This is a genomic window from Deinococcus sp. NW-56 (assembly GCF_002953415.1).
In the GTDB taxonomy this organism is placed as follows: Bacteria; Deinococcota; Deinococci; order Deinococcales; family Deinococcaceae; genus Deinococcus.
On record NZ_CP026516.1, the window covers coordinates 2,008,593 to 2,027,456 of the forward strand.

At 67.8% G+C, this 18,864-nt stretch carries 26 protein-coding genes and 2 pseudogenes; 5 read left to right on the forward strand and 23 right to left on the reverse strand.

What is annotated here, in order from left to right; all coding sequences use genetic code 11:
- Window positions 1-3: 3 nt before the first annotated feature.
- The 20 genes and pseudogenes from rplX to pgm all read right to left on the reverse strand — a co-directional run bounded on the left by rplX (window position 4) and on the right by pgm (window position 13,397).
- On the reverse strand, window positions 4-351 hold the full coding sequence (gene rplX, locus C3K08_RS10125; RefSeq protein ID WP_104991195.1) for a 50S ribosomal protein L24: 348 nt from the start codon (window positions 349-351) through the stop codon (window positions 4-6).
- Window positions 351-755: a 50S ribosomal protein L14 gene (gene rplN, locus C3K08_RS10130; RefSeq protein WP_104991196.1), complete on the reverse strand. Its 405-nt coding sequence runs from the start codon at window positions 753-755 to the stop codon at window positions 351-353. The genes rplX and rplN overlap by 1 nt, the downstream gene beginning before the upstream one ends.
- The gene (gene rpsQ, locus C3K08_RS10135; RefSeq protein WP_104991197.1) at window positions 752-1,036 is read right to left on the reverse strand and encodes a 30S ribosomal protein S17; all 285 of its coding nucleotides are present in this window, start codon (window positions 1,034-1,036) and stop codon (window positions 752-754) included. Before rpsQ ends, rplN begins: the two co-directional genes overlap by 4 nt.
- Window positions 1,033-1,266: a 50S ribosomal protein L29 gene (gene rpmC / locus C3K08_RS10140; protein ID WP_104991198.1), complete on the reverse strand. Its 234-nt coding sequence runs from the start codon at window positions 1,264-1,266 to the stop codon at window positions 1,033-1,035. Before rpmC ends, rpsQ begins: the two co-directional genes overlap by 4 nt.
- Window positions 1,253-1,678 (reverse strand): 50S ribosomal protein L16, encoded by a 426-nt coding sequence (gene rplP, locus C3K08_RS10145; RefSeq protein WP_104991199.1) that lies wholly within the window; start codon window positions 1,676-1,678, stop codon window positions 1,253-1,255. The genes rpmC and rplP overlap by 14 nt, the downstream gene beginning before the upstream one ends.
- Window positions 1,678-2,421 (reverse strand): 30S ribosomal protein S3, encoded by a 744-nt coding sequence (gene rpsC, locus C3K08_RS10150; RefSeq protein WP_104991200.1) that lies wholly within the window; start codon window positions 2,419-2,421, stop codon window positions 1,678-1,680. Before rpsC ends, rplP begins: the two co-directional genes overlap by 1 nt.
- Complete coding sequence (rplV, locus tag C3K08_RS10155) at window positions 2,421-2,849, reverse strand: 50S ribosomal protein L22 (RefSeq protein WP_104991201.1); 429 nt, start codon at window positions 2,847-2,849, stop codon at window positions 2,421-2,423. Before rplV ends, rpsC begins: the two co-directional genes overlap by 1 nt.
- Entirely contained in the window at window positions 2,846-3,133 is a 288-nt protein-coding gene (gene rpsS, locus C3K08_RS10160) for a 30S ribosomal protein S19 (RefSeq protein ID WP_027460648.1), read from the reverse strand. The genes rplV and rpsS overlap by 4 nt, the downstream gene beginning before the upstream one ends.
- Before the next feature lie 11 nt (window positions 3,134-3,144).
- Entirely contained in the window at window positions 3,145-3,978 is an 834-nt protein-coding gene (rplB, locus tag C3K08_RS10165; protein WP_104991202.1) for a 50S ribosomal protein L2, read from the reverse strand.
- Between the two features lie 13 nt (window positions 3,979-3,991).
- Window positions 3,992-4,279 carry a 50S ribosomal protein L23 gene (locus C3K08_RS10170; RefSeq protein ID WP_104991203.1) on the reverse strand — a complete coding sequence of 96 codons (288 nt, stop codon included), beginning with the start codon at window positions 4,277-4,279 and terminating at the stop codon, window positions 3,992-3,994.
- Window positions 4,276-4,896: a 50S ribosomal protein L4 gene (gene rplD, locus C3K08_RS10175; RefSeq protein ID WP_104991204.1), complete on the reverse strand. Its 621-nt coding sequence runs from the start codon at window positions 4,894-4,896 to the stop codon at window positions 4,276-4,278. Before rplD ends, C3K08_RS10170 begins: the two co-directional genes overlap by 4 nt.
- Before the next feature lie 3 nt (window positions 4,897-4,899).
- Window positions 4,900-5,520 (reverse strand): 50S ribosomal protein L3, encoded by a 621-nt coding sequence (gene rplC, locus C3K08_RS10180; RefSeq protein WP_104991205.1) that lies wholly within the window; start codon window positions 5,518-5,520, stop codon window positions 4,900-4,902.
- Window positions 5,517-5,840, reverse strand: coding sequence for a 30S ribosomal protein S10 (rpsJ, locus tag C3K08_RS10185; RefSeq protein WP_019588633.1), 324 nt, complete (start codon window positions 5,838-5,840; stop codon window positions 5,517-5,519). The genes rplC and rpsJ overlap by 4 nt, the downstream gene beginning before the upstream one ends.
- 5 nt (window positions 5,841-5,845) lie before the next feature.
- Window positions 5,846-7,062: pseudogene (tuf, locus tag C3K08_RS10190) on the reverse strand (elongation factor Tu).
- A gap of 205 nt (window positions 7,063-7,267) precedes the next feature.
- On the reverse strand, window positions 7,268-7,684 hold the full coding sequence (locus C3K08_RS10195; RefSeq protein ID WP_104991206.1) for a hypothetical protein: 417 nt from the start codon (window positions 7,682-7,684) through the stop codon (window positions 7,268-7,270).
- A 104-nt stretch (window positions 7,685-7,788) separates the two neighbouring features.
- On the reverse strand, window positions 7,789-9,882 hold the full coding sequence (fusA, locus tag C3K08_RS10200; RefSeq protein WP_104991207.1) for an elongation factor G: 2,094 nt from the start codon (window positions 9,880-9,882) through the stop codon (window positions 7,789-7,791).
- A 144-nt stretch (window positions 9,883-10,026) separates the two neighbouring features.
- Window positions 10,027-10,497, reverse strand: coding sequence for a 30S ribosomal protein S7 (rpsG, locus tag C3K08_RS10205; protein WP_104991208.1), 471 nt, complete (start codon window positions 10,495-10,497; stop codon window positions 10,027-10,029).
- A gap of 117 nt (window positions 10,498-10,614) precedes the next feature.
- Window positions 10,615-11,019, reverse strand: a complete 405-nt coding sequence (gene rpsL / locus C3K08_RS10210; protein WP_104991209.1) for a 30S ribosomal protein S12 — start codon at window positions 11,017-11,019, stop codon at window positions 10,615-10,617.
- A gap of 276 nt (window positions 11,020-11,295) precedes the next feature.
- On the reverse strand, window positions 11,296-11,757 hold the full coding sequence (locus C3K08_RS10215; protein ID WP_104991210.1) for a hypothetical protein: 462 nt from the start codon (window positions 11,755-11,757) through the stop codon (window positions 11,296-11,298).
- Entirely contained in the window at window positions 11,754-13,397 is a 1,644-nt protein-coding gene (pgm, locus tag C3K08_RS10220; RefSeq protein ID WP_104991211.1) for a phosphoglucomutase (alpha-D-glucose-1,6-bisphosphate-dependent), read from the reverse strand. The genes C3K08_RS10215 and pgm overlap by 4 nt, the downstream gene beginning before the upstream one ends.
- Window positions 13,398-13,672: 275 nt before the next feature.
- Here pgm and glpX point away from each other — a divergent pair, with 275 nt between their 5' ends.
- Together glpX and wrbA are read left to right on the forward strand one after the other, a co-directional pair.
- The gene (gene glpX / locus C3K08_RS10225; RefSeq protein WP_104991212.1) at window positions 13,673-14,695 is read left to right on the forward strand and encodes a class II fructose-bisphosphatase; all 1,023 of its coding nucleotides are present in this window, start codon (window positions 13,673-13,675) and stop codon (window positions 14,693-14,695) included.
- 74 nt (window positions 14,696-14,769) lie between these two features.
- Window positions 14,770-15,372, forward strand: a complete 603-nt coding sequence (gene wrbA / locus C3K08_RS10230) for an NAD(P)H:quinone oxidoreductase (RefSeq protein ID WP_104991213.1) — start codon at window positions 14,770-14,772, stop codon at window positions 15,370-15,372.
- Window positions 15,373-15,436: 64 nt separating this feature from the next.
- Here wrbA and C3K08_RS10235 read toward each other — a convergent pair.
- Window positions 15,437-16,192 (reverse strand): annotated as a pseudogene (locus C3K08_RS10235) (metallophosphoesterase).
- A 43-nt stretch (window positions 16,193-16,235) separates the two neighbouring features.
- Between C3K08_RS10235 and dcd the strand changes: the two are divergent.
- Genes dcd through C3K08_RS10250 form a run of 3 tightly spaced genes read left to right on the forward strand, consistent with a single transcriptional unit; the run spans window position 16,236 to window position 17,596 of the window.
- Window positions 16,236-16,796 carry a dCTP deaminase gene (dcd, locus tag C3K08_RS10240; protein ID WP_104991214.1) on the forward strand — a complete coding sequence of 187 codons (561 nt, stop codon included), beginning with the start codon at window positions 16,236-16,238 and terminating at the stop codon, window positions 16,794-16,796.
- Window positions 16,793-17,329 (forward strand): GNAT family N-acetyltransferase, encoded by a 537-nt coding sequence (locus C3K08_RS10245; RefSeq protein WP_104991215.1) that lies wholly within the window; start codon window positions 16,793-16,795, stop codon window positions 17,327-17,329. Before dcd ends, C3K08_RS10245 begins: the two co-directional genes overlap by 4 nt.
- 45 nt (window positions 17,330-17,374) lie before the next feature.
- Window positions 17,375-17,596, forward strand: a complete 222-nt coding sequence (locus C3K08_RS10250) for a hypothetical protein (RefSeq protein WP_104991216.1) — start codon at window positions 17,375-17,377, stop codon at window positions 17,594-17,596.
- Between the two features lie 67 nt (window positions 17,597-17,663).
- On the opposite strand, the gene C3K08_RS10255 is transcribed toward C3K08_RS10250, so the two are convergent.
- A complete protein-coding gene (locus C3K08_RS10255; protein ID WP_104991217.1) occupies window positions 17,664-18,257 on the reverse strand; it encodes a DoxX family protein in 594 nt (197 codons plus the stop codon).
- 103 nt (window positions 18,258-18,360) lie between these two features.
- Window positions 18,361-18,801 carry a thioesterase family protein gene (locus C3K08_RS10260; RefSeq protein ID WP_104991218.1) on the reverse strand — a complete coding sequence of 147 codons (441 nt, stop codon included), beginning with the start codon at window positions 18,799-18,801 and terminating at the stop codon, window positions 18,361-18,363.
- Window positions 18,802-18,864 lie beyond the last annotated feature (63 nt).

Consider the following 18,864-nt stretch of genomic DNA (forward strand, 5'->3'; position numbering starts at 1 on the left):
ATGTCAGTCGATGACCTTGCCGCTCGCGACCGCGACCCGAACCTTCTTGCCGTCCACGATCTGCTTGCGGATGCGGGTGGCCTTGCCGGTCTCGGGGTCAACCAGCGCGACCTTGCTGGCATGCAGGGCACCTTCACGCTGCTCGATGCCGCCCGTGGGGTTGGTGGCCGAGGGCTTGACGTGCTTGGTCACGAGGTTGACGCCCTCGACGACGACCTTGGCCTCGCGGGGCAGGGCGAGCAGCACCTTGCCGGTCGCGCCGCGGTGCTTGCCGCTGAGCACGACGACGGTGTCGCCCTTCTTCACGTGCAGCTTGTCGCTGTGGTGGCTTCCGGCGCTGGGGCGGGGCATCACAGCACCTCCGGGGCCAGGGACACGATCTTCATGAAGCGGCGGTCGCGCAGTTCGCGGGCAACCGGCCCGAAGACGCGGGTGCCGCGGGGCTCGCCCTGGTTGTTGATGATGACGGCCGCGTTCTTGTCGAAGCGGATGGTGCTGCCGTCGGCACGCTTGATCGCGTGGCTGGTGCGCACGACCACAGCCTTCACCACGTCACCGGACTTGACGGTGCCGCGCGGGGCCGCGTCCTTGACCGACGCCACGATGATGTCGCCGACGTGGGCGTAGCGCTTGTTGCCGCCGCCGCCCGTGGTCAGGCCCTTGCCGCCGATGCCGCTGTTGAGCACGCGAATGCACATCAGTTCGCGCGCGCCGCTGTTGTCCGCCACGTCGAGGCGGGACTGGGGCATGATCATGCGTTACCGCCTTCCGTCTCGACCGCCGTGGTCTCGATGCCGCGCGGGCGCTCGATCAGGCGGGTGACCTTCCAGGTCTTGGTCTTGCTGATGGGGCGCACAGCGAGAATCTCGACGCGGTCCCCAATCCGGTACTCGTTGGTCTCGTCGTGCGCGGCGTACTTCTTGGAGCGCGTCACGATCTTGCCGTACAGCGGGTGCATGAAGCGGCGCTCGACCTTGACGCTCACCGTCTTGTCGGCCTTGTCGCTCACCACGACGCCCGTAAAGGTCTTTTTCATTGGGTGTCTCCTGCGGCGCTCTGGGCCTGGGCCACGCGCTCGGCGCGGCTCTGCTCACCGCGCACAGTGTTGAGCTGCGCCACTTCGCGCCGGAGCTGGCGCACGCGGTGCGGCTGGGCCAGTTGGCCCATCGCCGCCTGGAAACGCAGCTCCATCAGTTCCTTCTTGCGGGCGTCAATCTCGCGGGCGAAATCGGCGTCCGAGAGGTTGCGCATCTCACTGGGCTTCATCGTAGACCTCGCGCTTGACCATCTTGGTCTGGATGGGCAGCTTGTGACCGGCCAGGCGGAAGGCTTCCTTGGCCTGCTCTTCGGTCACGCCAGACACCTCGAACATCACGCGGCCGGGCTTGACCACGCTGACCCAGTACTCCACCGCACCCTTGCCCTTCCCCATTCGGGTTTCGGCGGGCTTCTTGGTGACGGGCTTGTCGGGGAAGATGCGGATGTAGATCTTGCCGCCGCGGCGGAAGTGACGGCTCATCACGATGCGGCACGCCTCGATCTGGTTCGACCGAATCCAGGCGGGTTCCAGGGCGATCAGGCCGTAGTCACCGAACGCGACGTAGTCGCCGCCCTTGGTGTCGCCGGTCATGCGGCCACGGAACTGCTTGCGGTACTTGGTGCGCTTCGGAAGAAGCATCACTCACCTCCGGGACGGCGCCGCGCGGTGGGGCGGCGGCGGTTGGGACGGTCACCCTCAGGACGGCGCTCGTCGTTGCGGCGGGGCGGGCGGGCCAGCGTCTCGGTCTTGCCGCCGATCACTTCGCCGTTGAACACCATCACCTTGATGCCCAGCGAGCCGTAGGTGGTCTCGGCACGGGCGGTGCCGTAGTCGATATCGGCACGCAGGGTGTGCAGGGGCACACGGCCCTCGCGGACGCTCTCGGTGCGGGCCTGCTCGGCGCCACCGAGGCGACCCGACAGCACGATCTTCACGCCACGGGCGCCCGACTCCATCACGCGCTGCGCGGCCTGCTTCATCGCGCGGCGGAAGGCGAAGCGGCGCTCGATCTGCTCCGCAATACGCAGGGCGACCAGCGGGGCGCTGATGTTGGGGTTGGGGATCTCGGCGACGTTCACGGCGACGGTCCCGGCGCTCACGAGGCGCTCGATGTCCCCGCGCAGCTGCTTGATGCTCTCGCCACCCTTGCCGATCACGATGCCGGGCTTAGCGGCCGAGATGATCACGTTGACCTGCTGGCCCGCGCGCTCGATCTCGATGCGGGCGATGCCGGCGGCGGCGAGCTTCTTGCCCACCATCTTGCGGATGCGCTCGTCTTCCTTAAGAAGGCCGGCGTACTGCTTCTTGCCCGCGTACCAGCGGCTGTTCCAGCCCCGGGTGATGCCCAGGCGGAAGCCGTTCGGGTTGATCTTGTTGCCCATTACTTGTTCCCCCGGCGCGTCTCGCGCTCGCCCACGATGATGGTGATGTGGCTGGTGCGCTTCTTGATGATGTTGGCGCTGCCACGGGCGCGGGGAATCAGCCGCTTGAGGGTCGGCCCGGCGTCCACGTAGGCCGCCGTCACGACGAGGCGGTCTTCGAGCATCTCGTCGTTGTGGACCGCGTTGCTCTTGGCGCTCTTGAGGACCTTGGCGACGGGCTCCGACGCGCTCTTGGGAATAAAGCGCAGCAGGTCCTCGGCCTCGGCGACGCTCTTGCCGCGGATCACGTCCACGACGAGGCGCACCTTGCGGGGGCTCATGCGCACGTACTTCGCCACGGCGTAGCCGGGACGGCGCAGCTTGACCTGCTGCTTGCGCTGCTTCTTGTTGCGGAAGCCCTGGGTGGGGGTGGTGTCAGGAGCGGTCATTTCTTCTTGCTCCCCTTGGCGTTCTTGTCGGCGCCGTGCCCGCGGTAGGTGCGGGTAGGGCTGAACTCGCCGAGCTTGTGACCGATCATCTGCTCGTTGACGAACACCGGCACGTGCTGCTTGCCGTTGTGCACCGCGATGGTGTGACCGATCATCTCGGGCACGATGGTCGAGCGGCGCGACCAGGTCTTGATGACGCGCTTGTCCTTGCGCTCGTTCTGGGCGTCCACCTTCTTCAGGAGGTGGTCGTCCACGAACGGCCCTTTTTTGAGGCTACGGGGCATGTCTCCCCTCCTTACTTCCCGCCGCGGCGGGTGACGATGAAGCGGTCACTGATCTTGCGCTTCTTGCGGGTCTTCAGGCCCTTGGCGGGCTGGCCCCAGGGGCTGACCGGCTGACGCCCGGCGCCCGTGCGGCCCTCACCACCGCCGTGGGGGTGGTCGACCGGGTTCATGGCGCTGCCGCGCTGGTGGGGCTTCTGGCCCAGCCAGCGGCTGCGGCCCGCCTTGCCGATCACGATGTTCTTGTGCTCGGCGTTGCCCACGGTCCCGATAGTCGCGTAGCACTCGGAGTGCACTCGGCGAATCTCACCGCTGGGAAGGCGCAGCAGCACGTAGTCGCTCTCCTTGCCCTGCACCTGAATGGAGGTGCCAGCAGAGCGGGCGAGCTGGGCACCTTTGCCGGGCACCAGTTCGACGGCGTGCACCACAGCACCCACCGGCACGAAGCGCAGGGGCAGCGCGTTGCCGAGCTTGGGATCGGCCTCGGGACCCGCGTTCACGGTGGCGCCGACGGTCAGGCCCTCGGGCGCCAGCACGTAGCGCTTCTCGCCGTCGACGTAGTTCAGCAGGGCGATACGGGCGCTGCGGTTGGGATCGTACTCGATGGCAGCGACGCGGGCGGACACACCGGCCTTGTCACGGCGCTTGAAGTCGATGATGCGGTAGAGGCGCTTGTGCCCGCCGCCGATAAAGCGGCTGGTGATGCGGCCCCGGTTGTTGCGCCCGCCGGTCTTGGGCAGGGCCTCGGTGAGGGCCTTTTCGGGACGCTTCTTGGTCAGCCCCGAGAAGTCCGCGGTCGTCATCTGACGGCGGCTGGGGGTATACGGACGGTACTTCTTGACGGCCATGTCTCAATACTCCTTAGGCCAGGGCCTCGAGGGCCTCGATCTTCTGACCGTCCGCAAGCCGCACGATGGCCTTCTTGCGGTCCGCCCGGTGCCCGATAAAACGGCCCACGCGCTTGCGCTTGCCCGCGACGTTCATGGTGCTGATGCCGACCACGGTCACACCGAAAGCCTGCTGCACCGCGGCCTTGATCTCGGTTTTTGTGGCCTTGGGGCTGACCCAGAACGAGTACACGCCGCGCTCCATGCCCGCGTACGCCTTCTCGCTGATCACGGGCTGCTTGATGATGTCGTAGTAGCTCACTGCGCGGCCTCCTCAGACATGACCTCGTCCTGAGCGGGCTCCAGCGCGACCGCGTCGATCACGAGGCGCTCGTGGCGCAGGATGTCGTAGACGTTCAGGCCCGCGACGGGGAGCACGGTCGCCCACGCGACGTTACGGGCGGCGCGGCGGGTCATCTCGTCGTCGGTGACGATCAGCACGCGCTCCGACCCGTCGAGGCCATTCTGCGCGGCCCAGGCGACAAAGCTCTTGGTCTTGCCGTCGAGGTCGAAGCCGTCCACCGCCACCAGTCTGCCGGTGTTCTGGCGGTCGGCCAGCGCCATCGCCAGGCCGAGCTGCCGCACCTTGCGGGGCAGGGTGTAGGCGTAGGAGCGGGGCTTGGGGCCGAAGGCCACGCCGCCGCCCACGAAGGTCGGCACGGAGCGGTCGCCGTGACGCGCGTTGCCGGTGCCCTTCTGGGAGTACATCTTCTTGCCCGTCTTGCTGACTTCGGCCCGCGTCTTGGTGCTCGCGGTGCCGCGGCGGCGACCGGCGAGCTGCCAGGTCACGACCTCGTGCAGCACGTGCGGGTTCACTTCGGGAAGTTCGAGGTCGATGCTGCGACCGCCCCGGCTCCCGATGACGTTGATCTGCGCCATGTCTTACTTGCCTCCCTTGGCGGCCTGGCGCAGCACCACGAGGCCACCGTTCGCGCCGGGAACCGCACCCTTGACCAGGATGATGTTCTCGTCGGCCCGCACCTCGACCACTTCGAGGTTCTGCACGGTGACGCGCTCCATGCCCATGTGCCCGGCCATGCGCTTACCCTTGTACACGCGGCCCGGCGTCTTGCGCTGGCCGATCGAACCGGGGCGGCGGTGCCACTTCTTGGAGCCGTGGCTCGCCGGACCACCCGCGAAGTTCCAGCGCTTCATGACGCCCTGGAAGCCCTTACCCTTGGAGGTGCCGGTCGCGTCGATCTTCTCGCCCTCGGCGAAAATGTCGACGTTCACGGTGTCCCCCTCGGGGGCAAAGCCACGGAACTCGCGCAGGAAGCGCACGGGCGAGACGCCTGCCTTGCGGAAGTGGCCCAGGATGGGCTTGTTCACGCGCTTCTCGCTCTTGGGCGAGAAGCCGATCTGCACGGCCTCGTAGCCGTCGGTCTGCGCGGTCTTGCGCTGCACGACGGGGCACGGACCCGCCAGCACGACCGTCACGGGAATGGCGCGGTCGCCCTTCCAGATCTGGGTCATGCCGATCTTGGTGCCGAGGATGCCCTTCATGCGCGGCCCCCGACGGTCTTGATCTCGATGTCCACGCCGGTCGGCAGGTCGAGGGTCATCAGGCTGTCGATCGTCTTCTTGGTGGGATTCATGATGTCCACCAGACGGTTGTGGGTGCGGATCTCAAAGTGCTCGCGGCTGTCCTTGTGCTTGAACGGCCCGCGCAGCACGGTGAAGCGACGGATGCGGGTGGGCAGCGGCACAGGACCGGCCACGTCCGCCCCGGTGCGCCGGACCGTGTCCACGATCTTGGAGGCGGACTGGTCCAGCGCCTTGTGGTCGAAACCACGCAGTTTGATACGGATCTTCGGGGCAACCATTGTCTTTACTCCAGGACCTTGGTGACGACGCCGGCGCCGACGGTGCGTCCGCCTTCACGGATGGCGAAGCGCAGACCTTCTTCCATGGCGATGGGCTTGATCAGGTCCACCGTGAAGGTCACGTTGTCCCCGGGCATCACCATCTCCACCCCTTCGGCCAGTTCCACCACGCCCGTCACGTCCGTCGTGCGGAAGTAGAACTGCGGGCGGTAGCCCCGAAGAACGCGCTGTGACGCCCACCCTCGTCCTTGGACAGCACGTACACACTGGCCTCGAACTTGGTGTGCGGCTTGATCGACCCGGGCTTGGCCAGCACCTGGCCACGCTCCACGTCGTCGCGAGCGACGCCACGCAGCAGCACGCCCACGTTGTCGCCGGCCATCCCGGAGTCCAGCAGCTTGCGGTGCATTTCGATGCCGGTCACGGTGGTCTTCTTGGTGTCGCGCAGACCGATGATCTCGACTTCGTCCTGCACCTTGACCACACCGCGCTCCACACGGCCGGTGGCCACAGTGCCGCGACCGGTGATGGTGAACACGTCTTCGACGGGCATCAGGAAGGTCTTGTCGGTGTCGCGCTCGGGGGTGGGGATGTAGGAGTCGATGGCGTCGAGCAGTTCCCAGATGCGGTCGACCCACTGGTTCTCACCGCGGGCGGTCTTGGGGTTGGCCTGCAGGGCTTCCAGCGCCTGAAGGGCGCTGCCCTTGACGACGGGGAGGTCATCGCCGGGGAACTCGTACTTGCTGAGCAGCTCGCGCACTTCCATCTCGACGAGTTCGAGCAGTTCTTCGTCGTCGACCATGTCGACCTTGTTCATGAACACGACGATGTAGGGCACGCCGACCTGACGGGCGAGCAGGATGTGCTCGCGGGTCTGGGGCATGGGGCCGTCAGCGGAGCTGACGACCAGGATCGCGCCGTCCATCTGAGCGGCACCGGTGATCATGTTCTTGACGTAGTCGGCGTGGCCGGGGCAGTCGACGTGCGAGTAGTGGCGGGTGGGGGTGTTGTACTCGACGTGGGAGGTGTTGATGGTGATGCCGCGGGCCTTTTCTTCGGGGGCCTTGTCGATCTGGTCGTAGGCCAGGGTTTCGATGGTGGGGTCCATCGCGGCGGCGGTGAAGGTGATGGCCGCGGTCAGGGTGGTCTTGCCGTGGTCCACGTGCCCGATGGTGCCCACGTTCACGTGGGGCTTGGTCCGCTCAAACGTTCCTTTTGCCATGATCTTTCCTCCAAGCGGTGGGTGGGCACGCCAAAGTGACCCTTTGATCGGGCCTGTGGGCGCACTCCCACATTGGGTTGATTCCCGCCAGGGCAGTGTCCCGCCTTGCTGGCACGTTGCGGGGGAGACAGGCGTCGCCTACCGCACCGACTTGTCAGGGTACCCAATCTGACGCGGAGCTGCAAGTCCCTGGGGTTCTTGCCCGCTAGCGCGTCAGGTAGGCCCGCACCTCCCGGTCAAAGGCTCCCACCAGCATGATCAGCCCCAGCACCGTTCCGAACGGAATGACCAGGAGGCTGAGGACCGCGATCACCACGCTCGAGACCCAGCCGGAGCGCCGCCCCTCCAGCACCGCCCGCCGGGTGATGTGCAGCCACAGCACCAGCCCAGAAGTCAGCGCGAAGGAGAGCCACAGCACCGTTTGAATCTGCCCTTCGCTGATCTGAAGGGCCGGTCCACCCGTCGCGGCCGAGAGGTCGGCGAGGACCTGCCGGATGGTCGGCCCGGAAAAGGGCAGCGTCAGCAGGGAGATGGCGTTATAGATCAGGGCGATCAGGAGGGGGGTGGTCAGCAGGCCCAGGCGGGCCGGTCGGGTGGGGGGGGCAGGAAGCGGCGCACTCATGGGGGCAGGCTAGAGCATCGGCCCCGGCTGGACTCGGGGGTCAACGAAAAAGCGCCCCCAGGTGGGGACGCTTCTTTTCGCCTGGCCCGGTCAGGCCAGAGCGCTTACTTCTTCATCAACTGCTGCGCGAGGTTGTTCGGCACCTGGGTGTAGTGGTCGAAGAACATCGAGTAGCTGGCGCGGCCCTGGGTCTTGGAGCGCATGTCGGTGGCGTAGCCGAACATCTCGGAGAGGGGCACGAAGGCCTTCACGATCTGCGCGTTGCCACGGGCTTCCATCCCCTGGATCTGACCACGGCGGCTGTTCAGGTCACCGATGATGTCGCCCATGTACTCCTCGGGGGTGGTCACCTCGACGCGCATCACAGGTTCCAGAATGGCGGGGCTGCCCTTCTGGACGGCTTCCTTGAGGCCCATGCTGCCGGCGATCTTGAACGCCATTTCGCTGGAGTCCACCTCGTGGTAGCTGCCGTCATACAGGGTGACCTTGAGGTCCACGACGGGGAAGCCGAGCATGGGGCCGCTCTGCATGGCCTCTTCGATACCCTTCTGGGCCGGCCCGATGTACTCCTTGGGCACGGTACCGCCCACGACGGCGTTCTCGAAGATGAAGCCCGCGCCGGGTTCCAGCGGCTCGACCCGCAGCTTGACGTGGCCGTACTGCCCGCGACCACCCGACTGACGGGCGAACTTGCTGTCCACCTCGACCTGCTTGGTGATGGTCTCACGGTAGGCCACCTGCGGGGCGCCCACGTTGGCCTCGACCTTGTACTCGCGCTTCAGGCGGTCCACCAGAATCTCGAGGTGCAGCTCGCCCATCCCGGCGATGGTGGTCTGGCCGCTCTCCTGGTCGGACTCCACCTTGAAGGTGGGGTCTTCTTCGGCGAGCTTCTGCAGACCGATGCCCATCTTTTCCTGGTCGGCCTTGGTCTTGGGTTCGATGGCGAGCTTGATGACCGGCTCGGGCACGTCGATGGACTCGAGCAGCACGCGCTCGTCGCCGTCGCCGATCAGGGTGTTGCCGGTGCCCGCGTCCTTGAGGCCGATCACGGCGCCGAGTTCCCCGGCCTTGAGTTCGGTGACTTCCTCACGGCTGTTGGCGTGCATTTTGAGCAGGCGGCCGACGCGTTCGCGCTTCTCCTTGGAAGCGTTGTACACGTAGCTGCCCGACTGCAGGGTGCCCGAGTAGATACGCACGAAGGTCAGGCGGCCCACGTAGGGGTCGGCCATGATCTTGAACGCCAGCGCGGCGAGCTTGCCTTCGGGGTCGGCGGGGAATTCGCGGGTTTCCTCGCTGTCTTCCACCGTGCCCTTGATGGCGGGCACTTCGAGCGGGCTGGGCAGGTAGTCGATCACCGCGTCGAGGAGGAGCTGCACGCCCTTGTTCTTCAGGGAGGAGCCGCACAGCACCGGGAAAATGCGCTTCTCGATGGTGCCCTTACGGACCGCCGCGACGAGCTGCTCGACGCTGGGTTCCTCGCCTTCTAGGTACATCATCATCAGGTCTTCGTCGACCTCGGCGGCCGCTTCGATGAGCTGCTGGCGCATCTCGCGCACTTTCTCCATGTACTCCTCGGGCACGTCGCCGACGGTGATTTCGGTGCCGAGGTCATTGGTGAAGGTGTGCGACTGCATCCGGACGATGTCGATGATGCCCTTGAACTCGTTTTCCTGGCCCATGGGGTACTGAATGGGGGCAGGAATCGCGCCGAGGCGCTCGCGGATGTCGTTCACCACGAGTTCAAAGGAGGCGCCCGTCTTGTCCATCTTGTTGGAGAAGGCGATGCGGGGCACGCCGTAACGGTCGGCCTGACGCCACACGGTCTCCGACTGCGGCTCGACGCCCTGCGAGGAGTCGAACACCGCGACCGCGCCGTCGAGCACGCGCATGGAGCGCTCTACTTCGATGGTGAAGTCCACGTGGCCGGGCGTGTCGATGATGTTGACGACGTATTCCTCGTTCGTGCCCGAACGGGTCCACTTGGCGGTGGTGGCGGCGGCGGTGATGGTGATGCCGCGCTCGCGCTCCTGCTCCATCCAGTCCATCGTCGCGGCGCCGTCGTGCACCTCGCCGATGTTGCGGTTGCGCCCGGTGAAGAACAGGATGCGCTCGGTGGTCGTGGTCTTGCCCGCGTCGATGTGCGCGGCAATCCCGATGTTGCGGAAGTGCGTGAGGTAGCTCTGCGCTTTGGTGGTCATAGGACTCCCTATTGTCCGTGGTGACGTGTGCCGTCACCGTAAGGTCCGCTGCCAGGCGTTCCAGCGAAACGGGACAGACGGCATTGGGGGCCGCTGTCCGGTCACGCTCTATATCAGCCGGAGTGAATTACCAGCGGTGCTGTGTTACCAGCGGTAATGGGCGTAGGCGCGGTTGGCTTCCGCCATGCGCTCCACGTCGTCTTTCTTCTTGATGGCGCCGCCACGGCCCTGCGCGGCGTCCATGATCTCGCCTGCGAGGCGCTCGATGGCGGTGCGCTCGGGGCGGCCGTCCACGGCGGCGAGCATCCAGCGCAGGGTCAGGCTCTGCTGACGGCGGGCGCTGACCTCGACGGGCACCTGGTAGGTGCTGCCGCCAACGCGGCGGCTGCGGACTTCGACGCGGGGCTTGACGTTGTCGAAAGCCTGCTTGAAGACCTTGAGCGGCTCCTGGCCGGTGCGCTCCTGCACCAGGCGGCAAGCTCCGTAGAAGATGCGCGAAGCGAGGTTCTTCTTGCCGTCTTCCATGATGCGGTTGATCATCGCGCTCACCAGCACGTCCTGATACACCAGGTCGGGCTGAACGGGGCGCACTTCTGCTCTGCGGCGACGTGCCATGTTGACTCCTTGAAACTCAGACTTGGGAACGGCTCAGCCCACCTGGGGACTGGCCCTGCGGCCTACGGGAAGGGAAGAAGGCACTCCGGAAAGGAGGCCCGCCCCTGTGCCGGGGGCTTACTTCTTCTTCGCGCCAGCGGCCGCCGCGCCCGCCTTGGGCTTCTTGGTGCCGTACTTGGAGCGGCTCTTGTTGCGGTCCTTGACGCCCTGGGTGTCGAGGGTGCCGCGCACGATGTGGTAGCGCACGCCGGGAAGGTCCTTCACACGGCCGCCGCGGATGAGCACGACCGAGTGCTCCTGAAGGTTGTGGCCTTCGCCGGGGATGTAGGCCGTGACCTCGAACTGGCTGCTGAGACGCACACGGGCGATCTTGCGCAGCGCCGAGTTGGGCTTCCTGGGGGTGGTGGTCTTCACGACCGTGCAGACGCCGCGGCGGAAGGGGCTGCCCTTGAGGGCCGGGACCTTGCTCTTCTTCTGCAGGGTGGCGCGCCCCTTGCGGAGCAGTTGCTGGGTGGTAGGCAGGGTGAATCACTCCTTACTGGGCACGGTGCTGTGGCGCACGTCGTGCAGATGGTCCCACCCACGCACCCTCCCTGACGGGAAGGCGGGAGCGGGGACGGGTTGACCTGAAACAGCCGAGGTGATCGACGCGGACATCACTGAAAGCCGTCAGCATCGGCCCAAGACCCGCGCGTGCCGAACAACGTCCCTGGTGCAACCCTGAACCGGGCCGTTGTCAACCGGAGCAGCATACCGCCTGGCGCGGCGGGGGCGCAAGGACGGGACGCACGCGCCGGTTCAGCCCCCGGCCGGGCGCTCCTCCGCGCCGCCTTCCTCGTCGATCCACAGGCGGGGCGTGCCTAGGGGGACGGGCAGGGTCAGGCCCGCGAGGTAGGTCTGGAGGTGCTCCGGCAACTCAGAGACGTGCAGCGGCTCGCGGGGTGCGGCCACCAGACGGTAGACGCCGGGCTCGCCGGGGACATGGTCGTAGACGTACGCTCCCCGGCGCTGAGGCGGCGTAAGGTGCTCGTCGAAGCCGCCTGCCAGCGCGTTGGCTTCTTCGCGCTCGGGGCGGGTGTCGACCCAGACGTGCAGGGCTTCGAGGAGTTCCTCGGAGGCGAGGGCTGGGGCAGGAACGTGGGGATCGCCCGCTGCCATGAACTGCCCGATGCGGCCACCCTCGTCGGCGGCGAACCAGTCGAACTCGACCCCGGTGATCTCCTCACGGGTGATGACGGTGTGGCCTTCCGTGAGGCTCATTCGGCCCCCCCGGCGCGGAAGGCGGCGGCCACGACCTCGCGGGCCTCGGCCATCACCTGCCGCAGATGCTCCTCGCCGCCGAAGCTCTCGGCGTAAATCTTGTACACGTCCTCGGTGCCGCTGGGCCGGGCGGCGAACCAGGCGCGGTCGGTCGTCACCTTCAGGCCGCCGATGGGTTCGCCGTTGCCGGGAGCGCGGGTGAGCTTGGCGGTGATGGGGTCGCCCGCCAGCGTGGAAGCCGTCACCTGCTCGGGACTGAGGTTGGACAGCACCTTCTTCTGGGCGGCGTTGGCGGGGGCGTCCTGACGGTCGTAGGCGGTTTCACCGTACTGCTCGGTCAGGGCCGCGAAGCGCTGCGAGGGCGTCTGCCCGGTCTTCGCCGTGATCTCGGCGGCGAGGAGGCCGGGGATGATTCCATCCTTGTCGGTGCTCCACGCGCCGCCGTTCAGCCGCAGGAAGCTCGCGCCCGCGCTCTCCTCTCCCCCGAAGCCGAGAGAACCGGTCAGCAGGCCGTCCACGAAGTACTTGAAGCCCACCGGAACCTCGACCAGCCGCCGTCCCACGCCCGCCGCGACCCGGTCGATCAAGGCGCTCGACACCAGCGTCTTGCCCACGCCCGCGTCCGCGCTCCAGCCGGGGCGGTTCTGGAAGAGATAGTCGATCATCACGGCGAGGTAGTGGTTGGGGTTCATCAGCCCGTCGGGGGTCACGATGCCGTGGCGGTCGGCGTCGGGATCGTTACCCACAGCCACGTCAAAGTCGTCCTTGAGCCGCAGCAGCCCGGCCATCGCGTAGGGGCTGGAGCAGTCCATCCGGATCTTGCCGTCGCGGTCCACCGGCATGAAGGCGAAACGGGGGTCCACCGTCTCATTGACGAGGGTGAGGTTCAGCCCGTGCGCGTCCCGGATCGCCTCCCACACAGGCAGGCTGGCGCCGCCCAGCGGATCGACGCCCAGCCGCACGCCGCTCTCGCGGATGGCGGCGAGGTCCACCACCTCTCCGAGTTGGGCCACGTAGGGGGCCACGAAGTCGAACGGCTCCAGCGCGGTGAGGGCGTCGTCAAGGCTCACGCGCCGCACGTCCCGCAGGCCGTCCTCCAGCAGCGCATTGGCCCGTGCCTGCACCCCCTTCGTCACGTCGGTATCCGCAGGGCCACCCGAGGGCGGGTTGTACTTGAAGCCGCCGTCCTGCGGAGGGTTGTGGCTGGGCGTGATGACGATGCCGTCGGCGGTCCCAGCCTGCCCGGCGCGGTTGTGGTTCAGGATCGCGTGACTGATCAGGGGCGTGGGCGTGAAGAAGCCCGGCTGGGCACGCACGCGCACCCCGTTGGCGACGAGCACTTGCAGGGCCGTCATCCACGCGGGTTCGCTGAGGGCGTGGGTGTCCAGCCCCAGGTACAGCGGCCCGGTGATGCCCGCCGCCGCCCGGTGTTCCGCGACGGCCTGCGAGACGGCGAGGATGTGCGCTTCGTTGAACGAGCCGTTCAGGGACGTGCCCCGGTGCCCGCTGGTGCCGAAGGCGACGCGCTGGGCCACGTTCTGTGGGTCGGGCCGCGTCTCGTAGTAGTGGGCCACCAGGCGCGGGATGTTGGTGAGCAGTGAAGGCGGCGCGGGCTGCCCGGCGAGGTCGTGGAGGGTCATGTTCCGCAGTGTAAGCACCCGGTCCCCGCCGGAGCCTGAGCCGGAACAGGGTGAATCTTGGCGCAGAGGCCCGCCTCCCTCCCCTGCTACCCTCGGCCCATGCGCGAGTTCCTGAACGACTGGTGGCGACTGCTCAAGCTGATCGTCCTGTCGCTGGCAGTCCCGGTGGTGCTGTGGCTGCTGCTGGTGTGGCTGGGCGTCCTGCGCTGAGCCGCCGAGATGGTTGGAACCGCTCCCAACGCGGGTTTTCGGTGCGGGCGTGTTAGCTTCCAGCCATGACGGGCAAGCAGAAGGGGCAGGCGGGCACCCAGCCGGGGCCGGGCCGGGCGAACAGTTTTGAGCATGCGCTGGTGCTGGAAACCGCGCGGGTGACCGAAGGCGCGGCGCTGGCCGCCAGCCGCTGGGTCGGCATGGGCGACAAGAACGCGGTGGACGGCGCAGGCACCGAGGCCATGCGCGAACTGCTGAACTCGCTGGACATCCGGGGCCGGGTGGTGATCGGGGAAGGCGAGATGGACGAGGCCCCGATGCTCTACATCGGCGAGGAGCTGGGGCGCGGGCAGCATGAGGTCGACATCGCGGTGGACCCGGTCGAGGGCACCTCGGTGACCGCCAAGGGCCTGCCCAACGGCCTGGCCGTAATCGCCCTCTCCGAGCGGGGCGGCCTGATGCACGCGCCCGACTGCTACATGGACAAGCTGGTCGTGCCGCCCCCCGCTGCTGGCCGGGTCCACCTCGACTGGCCGGTGGAGGCCAACCTTGCCGTGCTCGCGCAGAGCCTGGAACGCGACGTGGAGGACCTGCTCGTCACGATCCTCGACCGTGAGCGGCACGCCGACCTGATCCGCAAGGTCCGGGCGGCGGGCGCCCGCGTGAAGCTGATCGGGGACGGGGACGTGGTTGCCAGCCTCGCCGTGGGTGTGCGCGGCACCGGGGTCCACGCGCTGATGGGGTCGGGTGGCGCTCCTGAAGGCGTGCTCTCGGCGGCGGCGATGAAGTGCCTGGGTGCGGAAATCCAGGGCCGCTTCATCGCGGAAGACGACGCCATGCGCGAGCGGTTCGCCCAGATGGGCGTGGACGAGAAGAAGGTCTACCGCACCGATGAACTCGCGCCGGGGGGACAGATCGTCTTTTCGGCGACCGGCATCACCTACGGCGAACTCCTGAGCGGGGTGCGGCGTTTCGGCGGCGGCGCCCGCACCCACACGCTGGTCATGGGCTACGCCACCCGCGTGGTGCGCTTTATCGACACGGTGCATCTGGAGGACGACTCCGCCCGCGTCACCATCCGCGTCTGACCTATCCGGCCAACGTCCAGGGTGACGGATCGCTTAATGTTGAACTATCCGACTGGGGGGAGTAGGGTGAAGCCATGACGAACCCGGTGCGGATGACGATCCTCTATTACTCGACCTACGGTACCAACCACCAGATGGCGGAAGTGGCTGCGGAGGCGGCCCGTGAAGCCGGGGCGGAGGTGCGGCTGGTCAAGGCCCGCGAGACCGCGCCCCAGAGCGTGGTGGACAGCCAGGAAGCGTGGAAGGCGCAGCAGGAGCGCACCGCGCATATCCCCGAAGCGACGCCCGACGACATGCAGAACACCGACGCCATCCTGATCAGCACGCCCACCCGCTGGGGCGGCGCGGCGAGCCAGTTGCGGGTCTTTATCGACACGCTGGGCGGCCTGTGGGCCTCGGGGGCGCTGGCCGACAAGACCTTCAGCGTGATGACGAGCGCCCAAAACCCCAACGGCGGGCAGGAAACCACCATCCAGACGCTGTATGTCATGGCGGCGCACTGGGGCGCGATCATCGTGCCCCCCGGCTACACCGACCCCGCGATCTTCGCCTCGGGCGGCAATCCCTACGGCGCGAGCGTGACCGCCAACGGCCAGCCACTGAGCGAGGAGGACAAGGCGTCCATCCGCCACCAGGTCCGGCGTCAGGTCGAGGTGACCCGCAAGCTCAAGGGTTGAAGCCCCGCCCACCTGCCTCCCCTGTCTGCGGACCGGGGAGGTTGTTCGTGTCAGCGGGGGGGCGTCATCCTCCGCCCCCCCGCACATCGAACGTGCCCGAGCGCAGCAGCGCGGCCTCGCCCTCTCCGAAGGGGCTGTGCGCCCGCGACCAGCGCACCGCTGCCTCGATGTCGTAGGGCACGGCGCGGAAGTCGGCGGTCCAGTGTCCCCGGCGGCACTCCAGCAGGGTCCAGCGGGCGCGGGGGTCGCCGTCCACCTGATCGCTGACGGCCCCGGCGTTCACGACCAACGTGTCGCCCACCCGCGTCGCGCCGGGGCGGTGGGTGTGGCCGCACAGGACGACCTCCGCTCCCAGCGGCTCAACGAGGGCATGCAGGGCACGGGGGTCGCGGGCACGGTAGAACCCTCTCCCCTCCCCTTCCGGCTGCCAGACCCACAGCAGGCTCTCTCAGGCAGAGGTCGGGGTGCCGTGACAGGCGAACACGTGGCCGTCGGGTGTGCGGGCCGTCAGGGGCAGGGCCGCGAGCCGCGCCCGCGTCGCCGCGTCCAGTTGTGCTTCCAGCCACGCCCCGTACTCGCGGGCGAGGGGGGAGCGCCGACCGCCCGGCCAGAACTTCTCCTCGTTGTTGCCGCGCACCTCCAGCGCTCCGGCCTGGGCCAGTTCGTGCTGAAGGGCGGCGGCGCGGGCCGGGTCCGCCGATCCCTCCACCTGATCGCCCAGATTGACCACGAGGTCGGGCGACTCGGCCCGCAGCTCACGCAGCACGGCCCCCAGCGCCGGAGCGTTGCCATGTACGTCGCTGAGAACGGCCAGTCTCACCCGCGCAGGCTATCCCGCCCCCGGCCCCGCTAGCATGCGGCCCATGAGCATCCTTCCCGACTGGCGCATTCGCGAGCTGGCCCACGCGGGCATGATCACGCCCTTCGAGGACCGGCTGGTCCGGACCGCCGAGCAGGGGCACGTGATCAGCTACGGCCTGAGCAGCTTCGGGTACGACCTGCGCTGCGCCGACGAATGGAAGGTCTTTACCAACGTCTACGGCGCCGTGGTGGACCCCAAGGCGTTTGACGACCGTTCCTTCGTGGACCTCCGGGCGAACGAGATCATCATTCCGCCCAATTCCTTCGTGCTCGCGCGCAGCCTGGAATACATGCGGATTCCAGACACCGTGATGGTCGTGGCGCTGGGCAAATCAACGTATGCGCGCTGCGGCATCGTCGCCAACGTGACGCCCCTCGAACCTGGCTGGGAAGGTCACGTCACCCTGGAATTCAGCAACACCACGCCCCTCCCGGCCAAGATGTACGCCAACGAGGGCTGCGTGCAGCTGCTGTTCTTCGAGGGCGAGCGGCCCGAGGTGACCTACGGCGACCGGGGCGGCAAGTACCAGGCCCAGCGGGGCGTGACCCTCCCCCGGCTGTGATCCGCTCCCGCACCCCGGCCGACCTCCCCGCGCTGGAGCGGGTGCTACACGAGGCCCACGAGACGGACAGCTATCCGACGGTCTGGCCCACCGACCCCGCTGCATTTCTGACTCCTCCCTCGGTGGGCGAGTGGGCGGTGGGCGAGTGGATGGCCGAAGATCAGGGGCAGGTGGTGGGGCAGGTCGTCCTGCGCCCGGTGACTGACCCCGCCCCCGGCTGGGTCAGGGCGACGGAGCTAGCCGCGCCGGAGGTGCTGATCCTGTCCCGGTTGTTCGTCGCTCCGGCGGCACGGGGGCGGGGTCCGGCGCGGGGCCTCTTGCGCACCGCCTGGCAGGAGGCGCTGAACCGGAGGAGACGGGCGATCCTCGATGTTCACCACCGCAACTGGGGAGCCATTCGTCTCTACGAGGCCGCAGGCTGGCGGCGCGTCGCCACGGTGGGCGGCGACTGGACCGAACCGGACGGCAAGGTTCCCCAGGTCCACGTGTACGTGGCCCCGGAGCACGCCGCGCCATCTCTAAACCCGACTTGAGCTTTTTTGCGGCTCCCTCCTGACAGGGGCTGTCAGGCTCGGGACATGCCAGACCAGGACGACAAGAACAAGGGTCACACCAGCCAGCCCGGCGAGTACGAGCGCAACGGCCAGGAAGTCCACGAGCGCGACAAGGACGGCAAACCTTCCTTCAAGGGGGTCAACGACCGCGAAGCGAAGGGTGCCCGCAACACCGAGCACGACGGGCACAAGGAACAGCAGGACGTGGAGGAAGCCCGCAGCGTGCCCGCGAGCAAGCAGGGCTGAACCGTCCCCCCGTCCCCGCATGAAACCGCCCACCTGCTCAGAGGTGGGCGGTTTCGTTGGGCAAGACTTACGTGGTGCGGGGGGGCGGCGTCAGGTGGGTGTCGCGGAGCTCGCGTTTGGGCACGCTGAAGACGCCGAGGCGGGGCAGTACCCAGCGGTCCAGACCCCACCACCCCGCGACCCGCCAGGCCAGCACCAGCCAGGTCGCCAGGATGAACAGCAGCGGGTTGGTGGAGAGGGTTCCGGCGAACAGGAAGTTCGCGTTCATCAGCCCGCCGAAGAAGGCGGCGACGCCGGTCAGCAGGCCCAGGATCAGCGCGATGCCCACCGCCGTTTCCCCGAAGGCGACGAGGTAAGAAAAGAGGGTCGCGTTGGGCAGGGCGAAGTTCTCGATAAAGGAGCCGTACCAGCCCGAGACCGCAGGCCGCTCGCCGCCCGTCTTGGCGAGGGCGCCTTGCAGGAAGCCCGTGACGGCGGTTCCAGCCTCCGAGCCGACCCAGGCGGGATCGGTGACCTTGTGCCAGCCGGCCTGGAGCCACTGCCAGCCCACGTAGATGCGCAGCAAAGCCCACAGGGGCGCGAGGCGGGTGTCGGCGAAAAGAAGCTGCGAGATGCCGGGCTCGGTGACGATGCGGGTGGGAGCAGAAGCCTGAGCGGTCATGAGCGTCCTCCTGAAACCGGGGAGAGGGTCGGCTTGCCTGGGAGGCTGGCTGACTCGGAACCAACCTGTATGGACAGGGTGATTCACCCCCATTACCAACCCATTACCCGACGACCCGAAGCGGTTCCAGGGCCGCCCGCAGTGCGGGAGGCAGGGACACGGGCCGCCGCGTGCCCCGGTCCACGTACACGTGCACGAAATGGCCCTGCGCACAGGCCGCGTCCTCACCTTCCCGGAACACCGCCAGTTCGTAGCGCACGCTGCTGCGCCCGAGGTGTGCCACGCGCACGCCCACGCCCAGCAGGTCCGGAAAGGCCGCCGGGGCGAAAAAAGCGCAGCCTGTCTCCACGACCAGGCCGATCACGCTGCCCGCCTGCACGTCGAGCGCCCCCCGCCCCGCGAGGTAAGCGTTCACGGCGGTGTCGAAGTACGCGTAATACGTGACGTTGTTGACGTGCCCGTACACGTCGTTGTCGGCCCAGCGGGTCGGGATGGGGTGGTGGTGGGGATAGTCGGCGCGGGCGTGCGGGGCAGGGCGAGTCATGCGGGCAGCGTACCGGAGCCGTTCGGTGGGGAGGGACGCCGTGGCTGGACCGTGACGCCCCCG